Annotated in this window: 7 protein-coding genes; all 7 read right to left on the bottom strand. The window is 43.3% G+C overall.

The features are described 5' to 3' along the window. Positions 1 to 16: 16 nt before the first annotated feature. A protein-coding gene (locus OGY09_RS03605) for an IS3 family transposase (RefSeq protein WP_115642877.1) occupies positions 17 to 1,128 on the bottom strand; the annotation gives its coding sequence in 2 pieces (ribosomal slippage) (positions 17 to 867 and positions 867 to 1,128; 1,113 coding nt in all). Between the two features lie 321 nt (positions 1,129 to 1,449). Continuing rightward, the gene (locus OGY09_RS03600) at positions 1,450 to 2,559 is read right to left on the bottom strand and encodes a chorismate-binding protein (protein WP_032944622.1); all 1,110 of its coding nucleotides are present in this window, start codon (positions 2,557 to 2,559) and stop codon (positions 1,450 to 1,452) included. Then, the gene (locus OGY09_RS03595) at positions 2,559 to 3,158 is read right to left on the bottom strand and encodes a nucleotidyl cyclase domain-containing protein (protein ID WP_032944625.1); all 600 of its coding nucleotides are present in this window, start codon (positions 3,156 to 3,158) and stop codon (positions 2,559 to 2,561) included. The genes OGY09_RS03600 and OGY09_RS03595 overlap by 1 nt, the downstream gene beginning before the upstream one ends. 5 nt (positions 3,159 to 3,163) lie before the next feature. Then, positions 3,164 to 3,970 (bottom strand): hypothetical protein, encoded by an 807-nt coding sequence (locus OGY09_RS03590; protein ID WP_032944627.1) that lies wholly within the window; start codon positions 3,968 to 3,970, stop codon positions 3,164 to 3,166. After that, entirely contained in the window at positions 3,957 to 4,613 is a 657-nt protein-coding gene (locus OGY09_RS03585) for a hypothetical protein (RefSeq protein ID WP_275399128.1), read from the bottom strand. Before OGY09_RS03585 ends, OGY09_RS03590 begins: the two co-directional genes overlap by 14 nt. Then, positions 4,610 to 5,296: a hypothetical protein gene (locus OGY09_RS03580; protein WP_032944630.1), complete on the bottom strand. Its 687-nt coding sequence runs from the start codon at positions 5,294 to 5,296 to the stop codon at positions 4,610 to 4,612. The genes OGY09_RS03585 and OGY09_RS03580 overlap by 4 nt, the downstream gene beginning before the upstream one ends. Positions 5,297 to 5,832: 536 nt before the next feature. After that, entirely contained in the window at positions 5,833 to 6,060 is a 228-nt protein-coding gene (locus tag OGY09_RS03575; RefSeq protein WP_071992568.1) for a DUF1272 domain-containing protein, read from the bottom strand. Positions 6,061 to 6,090 lie beyond the last annotated feature (30 nt).

Below are 6,090 nucleotides of genomic sequence, written 5' to 3'. Positions count from 1 at the left end.
TGTAAATAGACCCGTTTTAGTTCCAGGCATTTTTTGAGACCCCGGCCAAATGATTGTGTTGCCGATATTCCTCCGGCGTCATATTGTTCAGTGATTCATGCGGGCGTTCACAGTTATATTCTGACACCCATCTTTCCGTGATTTCCCGCACTTCATTCAGCGTTCTGAACAGATAAAAATCGAGTATTTCTGTACGGTATGTTCGGTTAAAGCGCTCAATAAAAGCGTTCTGCGTCGGCTTACCCGGCTGAATAAATTCCAGTTTTACTGCATGTTGCTCTGCCCATTCAGCCAGTGCAAGTGAGATAAATTCCGGACCATTATCCATGCGTAGCATGACCGGATAGCCGCGATTTGCCGCGATCCTGTCGAGTACACGGACCACGCGCAAAGCTGGCAGATTCAGATCGATTTCAATCGACAATGCCTCACGGTTAAAGTCATCAACGACATTGAACGTGCGAAAACGACGGCCACAGACCAGAGCATCATGCATAAAATCGACAGACCAGCTCTGGTTCAGCGCTTCCGGTGTGGCCAGTGGCGAGGGATTACGCACCGGCAACCGTTGTTTGCCTTTACGGCGAAAATTCAGCTTCAGCAGACAATAAATACGATGGATCCTTTTGTGATTCCACGGGTATCCCTGCCGCCGCAGAACCTGGAAAAGTTTTGGAAAACCATACCGTGGGTATCGCTCTGCCACTGCCTGCAACGCGACAATAACGGGTTCGTCCCGCGTGATATCCGGACGGTAATGGTAAACTGTTCTGCTCAGGTTCAGACTCCGGCAGGCCTGACGGATACTGAGTCCAAATGTCGTTATCAGATGAGTGACCAGCTCACGCTTAAAGGCTGGTTTTAAAGCTTTTTTTCGATAACGTCTTTCAGCGCCCGGTTCTCAAGGCTCAGGTCGGCAAACATCTGTTTGAGACGCCGATTCTCGTCCTCAATATCCTTGATCTTTTTAATATCAGAAGCCTCCATGCCGCCGTATCTGGACTTCCAGTTGTAGTAGGTGGCTTCAGAGATACCGGCCTCCCGGCAGACATCTTTAACGGTTCGTCCGGCTTCAACCGATTTAATTACGGCAATGATCTGATGCTCAGTAAAACGGGCTTTACGCATAGCGATCTCCTTTGTTGGCAGAGTGATTATGCCGGCGGATCTCTAAATGTGAATGGCACGATTATGCGGGATACTTACACTTGCATCGTGGTAACTTGATCAGCGGCAGTGCGCCAATGCCAACAGTCAGTGCGAAACGAGATAGCATACATAATAACACTACGAGCCTCTTCCACATGAACAATGTTCGTGAAGACATCATACCGGTCGGATCCGATCCCTATTGAAAAATCCACGTTTAGATTAAGCACCTTATATTAGCAGATTATCTTAAATATTTATCTTTATATAAAAATCACACTTAACTAATTCTATTGTTTATCAGAAGGGAGGGCATGTAATATAATTAATTTGCTGTAATTTTAATTTAGTTTCCTCCAGTTCACTATTAGCAGTACTTCCACGCACTATAGAAGCTCCCACCCATGTATGCCAAATAGGGTATGATGGTGTCCGGATAACTGTTCTGATGATTTGAACAAATTCGGACTCGCCGTTAGGCATTACATAGCCCAGCAATCCATAGTAAGGGCCGCGTGAGTATTGCTCCATATTTCTCAAAGCTTGCAGGCCTAAATGTCGAGGACTAGCACCAGAGGGGGATACTGCAGACATAATGGTTCGAAATTTTATATCAGGGGAGACTACTGTTTCTAAAATACTGACAAAGTGTCTTAGATGCCTGAGGGGAAGAATATATGTCCCTCGCTTAGTTACTTGGCCGAGTGTTGAAAGTACCCCGAAGGTTGTTTCGGCTGAAAGCTCATGCTCATATAGCAATTTATTTGAAGTGTACATCTGTGCTCGCAATTTCTTATCCTGCTCATTGTGATGTGATCTTGGTGAAGTTCCGGCAAGTTTATATGTCCGAAAATGACGAATATTCCCCGCAAGCAAGAGTTCCGGGCTTTCGCCAACCATCTCATACCCAGCTATATTAGCAGCGAAGGCTCTTGAGCAGCGGTGAGGGAATGCTGCTTCAAAGGTCGCTAGCCCATCTACTGGGCTCATTGCATGTATACGCCGCGCTACGGTTAAGCGCTCCATTGGTTTTTTTAGTTCTTCCCCCCCCCTGATAACCGTATTTGCCATTTGTAGAAAATGGCATTCGCTTTTGCGATTAGTTTCCCACCCCCCCCATCTCAAATCGCCCTTAACCTCTGGCTTATGTAATAATGGTGAGCATGCGAAATTATCAATTTCTACAAAACCTGCCAGCGCCATATTGGGCTCATTTCGACGGTACTCGTTAAAACAATCAAAGGAGACAAAACCAAAAAAACCTACGCCTTCCGCGAGAGACTTTTCAATTGATTCCCAATATTTTTCATGGCTATCACCCTGAAATAGCAATCGTTCAGAGTTTAATACCCCAGAGAATCTCAGGCAATTCCCATGTGATTTAAATAGGAGCTCGGATTGTTTTGGCATTATATTTTAACTCCAAATGCTTGATGCGACCAGATTATCTCGGATACATCTCCCGGACTATTAAAATATGGTAATGCGTGATACTTAAAACTGGAGCCTAACGTAATGCCACCAAGTAACTGTAAATTCACTTGGCTGACGAGGTTGCTGTCGATAAATACAGCACCTGCGCTCCCTATTCTAGCGAGTGCTTTGGCCCTAACAATAGTGACTCCCTCATATTTTGTTGTCCCCTCTTCGAAAACCGAAACAACCTCGCCCTGTGAAATGCCAACCGAATAGCCAAATGGCAATCCAACACCCGCTCTTTGGATTGCTACGGCCAAATCTATATGCTCTAAGGATAGTGCATCCATCACGACATAAACAGAATCACCATCTACCTCAATAAATTCGGCGGAAATTTCTGCGGCACATTTTGAAACCAAATCAATATGTCTATCGAGAACTGCAGAATATTTTGGACCTGTAAGATTCTCATAAAGTTTTTTAGCCCCAACAATATCGGAACAAAGGATTGTACGTGTTACAACAGTATGAGAACGACGCCTTCCTCTAGTAGGATGAGATGGTGCTTCGAGCTGAATATTCTTTTTCATATCATCTATCCGTTAACGGTATTAATAAGCGGGTAATAGTAATCATGGAGGTACTCACTCATTGCAGCCTCCAGGAAATCTTTAGTAATCGTGTCGCGTGGTATACAAAACTGCTCCTCACGTTCTTTTAATTTCTGATTGGAAATTTCAGCAAGTGTTTCCGATACGTATTGATATTCTCCCTCCTGTTTTAGAATTGACTTGGCGAATTTTACATTACCAGCTAAGTGTACTTCCTCATCATTAAGTATTTGGTGAACAATTTTAAGAAGTTCTGAATCAAAGTCGCAAAGAACTCTCCCACTGAAGGCTTTCTTCATTCCATAGAAAAGACCTAATCCACCGCCTTCTGATAAGCGAATAACAACTTCACCCAGATGATGTCCTCGCAGGGTTTCTCTATGTATAGTGAGATTTCGACTAGCAGGTATTTCTCCCCAGTCTTCTAATTTGTCACGAATCTCGGAGCCGAATTTTGAGACATAAATGTCCATTAGACCTATGTAATGTGAAAGTTCTTCCTGTGCAAATGTCAAATAGGAAAAATACTCACGCAATTGCATGTAATCAACTAGTGGGTTCAATGGTGTAAGATGTAATGCAGCCTCTCCAATCATTCCTGTCACCGTTGTTCCTGGCCTACCGTAAACACCGCTCCCATACCACTCTTTCCATATTTGAAGTTTGAGCCATTGTTGCTCGATATGTGATATTCTTTGTTCACTAGGCACTTCAAAATACAGCTTACCAATTGCATACTCCATAGCCCAAAATTTTGCTGAATGCTCTAAAGAACGTTCAATTAATGACATTTTCACACTCCATGAATAGTTTATGTGCCGCGACTGCGGATAGTTGCATTCCAGATGGTTGACTCTTCCATTTATCACTTCTTACTTCTGATGCTGATGCTGATGCTGATGCTGATAGCGATTCTATGAGGCAAATAGCAGAAAGCTCTGCACCTTTTGGACTTGAGTGGCTTGAATTTTCTTCCATTAACTCTTGCCGAGGAAATACTCCTTTATAAATCTCCCAAGCAAGGCCGACAGGTGAAACGAAGACACCAGCCGAATGGACTTTTTTAAAAAAATCAAGGTGCTTTGCCCAACGATCACAATCAGCAGAATCCTCTCTGCGTCTCCAGGTCATCATAAGTATCAATAGCGTATTCCTAGGTATAGCTTCCTTCCAGGTCATGATGGATTTTAGTGCTTCTTCTGGGTTGTCTATTGGAAGTTTGCTTTGCTCTTGAAGAACCACCACATCCCAGTTTCTGAAATTCAGAAGCTCCCTTGATTCCTTCGAAATAAAATGCTCGCACAATTTTGCCTGACGGAATGTGCGGGAGGCAACATTGCACACTTCGCCATACTTTATTTCATATTGCTTTTTGAAAATCTCTGGCAGACGCCCATCAGCAGTAAAGCTGCCGCCTAAAAATAGGATGTTCAATAACACCTCCGAGAAAAAAGAGTTCCGATAAATAAGATGCGAATATAATCCATTGGCGGTGACGAATGCAGAGGTCCACACTCAAAATTTGAATTAAAAATCACAGCGTGAGGGAATGGCAATGTAAATAAAGATGCCTTTTCTCCTTCTTTCTGACACCAGATTGTAGGAGCACCTGAGATGACCTGAACAAGTCGAGTTATCATCATACTTGGGTAATTTCTATCATAGTCACGGTGTAACGAAAATATAGCATTATCAGCAAATCTTAGGGTGTCTGACTTAATAATCACAAATTGTAGCAGGCATTGATGTGATGCACCCATGACTTGAAATGCTCGTGCGCTGGATATAACAGTAGCTACTATTTCCTCAGGGAAATCTCGCATTAATAGAGCCTCACCCAGCAGCCGCCCAGCTTGATACGCAGGAGCAACTATTTCAAAGACTTCAGAACTAGTGTTTTCTGGAAGCCACCACTCAAAATTAGGTGTTGGAAATGCAACAACTCGATTTGGATTGCAAATGAGATAATCAGCAGCTGAAATAAAATTTGGTTTAAGCTCTATAAAGCCAAATGATTTTGTACAACCTACCGTTTCATTTTTTGCAGTTGATTTATCCATCATCGTTTCTCTAAGTTGGTGTTCAAAACCTGCAATGTTGGTGAAAAACGTGATCATTCTTACTTTTTTACTTTACCCAGTGTCCTGCAACACACCAGCCTCCTTTATTGTTTAGTAGGTTCTTTTAATTTTATCAAGACGGCTGAAAATTTTCTTACATGTACTATATCTATCCACATTTAGAGCGGAATATCTTGGTTTTCCACTACTCTCACAGAGTTCAAAGACCGTGTCGTTGGGCCTGTTGCACTATCATCGGCAACAAGTCACAGCAGATTCAGCCAATCTGATAACGGTAAGAGAGTCAGCTACGATGGTCGCGGCATCTATTTACTATCCGAAGAAATGAAGGATAAAAGTGTAGTTAATGGACAGCTATGCTCGTACGTCCAATGTGAAGAGCGAATTATGTTGGAACGCTGTAATCTATGAAGCGAGGCGGACAAGCTTATCTAATTAAGGCATCATGGTATAGACGTTACTTGGAAATGTGATCTGCTCCTTGGGATTAATAGCTATGTCCTGGCACTCAGCGGACGGCTAGCAAGATCACGAAGATAGTTATAAACAAGGAGTGAACATAGTTTTCATCTCTACTGTTTATAGTGATGCTGACTGGATGCAGGGTATCGCAGGAGGGATGCTTCTGGGCGTATTGGACGTCGCACCAGCTCCCCTCCGCAGTTCGGACACTGGCCGTTAAGCCGTTGGGTCACGCAATCGACGCAAAATGTGCATTCGAATGAACAGATGTATGCCTCTTTTGATTCAGGTGGCAGATCTTTATCACAGCATTCGCAATTAGGACGGAGTTCAAGCATGGTGCTCTCTTTATTGTTAAAGGGACATCA

This window comes from Citrobacter sp. Cpo071 (genome assembly GCF_030332765.1).
Classification (GTDB): domain Bacteria; phylum Pseudomonadota; class Gammaproteobacteria; order Enterobacterales; family Enterobacteriaceae; genus Citrobacter; species Citrobacter portucalensis.
This window is presented reverse-complemented; position numbering and strand designations above follow the sequence as displayed.

Bases quoted from the DNA above. Each gene is read 5' to 3' on its own strand.
- OGY09_RS03595 (WP_032944625.1), bottom strand. From the start codon at position 3,158: ATGAAAAAGAATATTCAGCTCGAAGCACCATCTCATCCTACTAGAGGA.
- OGY09_RS03590 (WP_032944627.1), bottom strand. From the start codon at position 3,970: ATGTCATTAATTGAACGTTCTTTAGAGCATTCAGCAAAATTTTGGGCT.
- OGY09_RS03600 (WP_032944622.1), bottom strand. From the start codon at position 2,559: ATGCCAAAACAATCCGAGCTCCTATTTAAATCACATGGGAATTGCCTG.
- OGY09_RS03580 (WP_032944630.1), bottom strand. From the start codon at position 5,296: ATGATCACGTTTTTCACCAACATTGCAGGTTTTGAACACCAACTTAGA.
- OGY09_RS03575 (WP_071992568.1), bottom strand. From the start codon at position 6,060: ATGCTTGAACTCCGTCCTAATTGCGAATGCTGTGATAAAGATCTGCCA.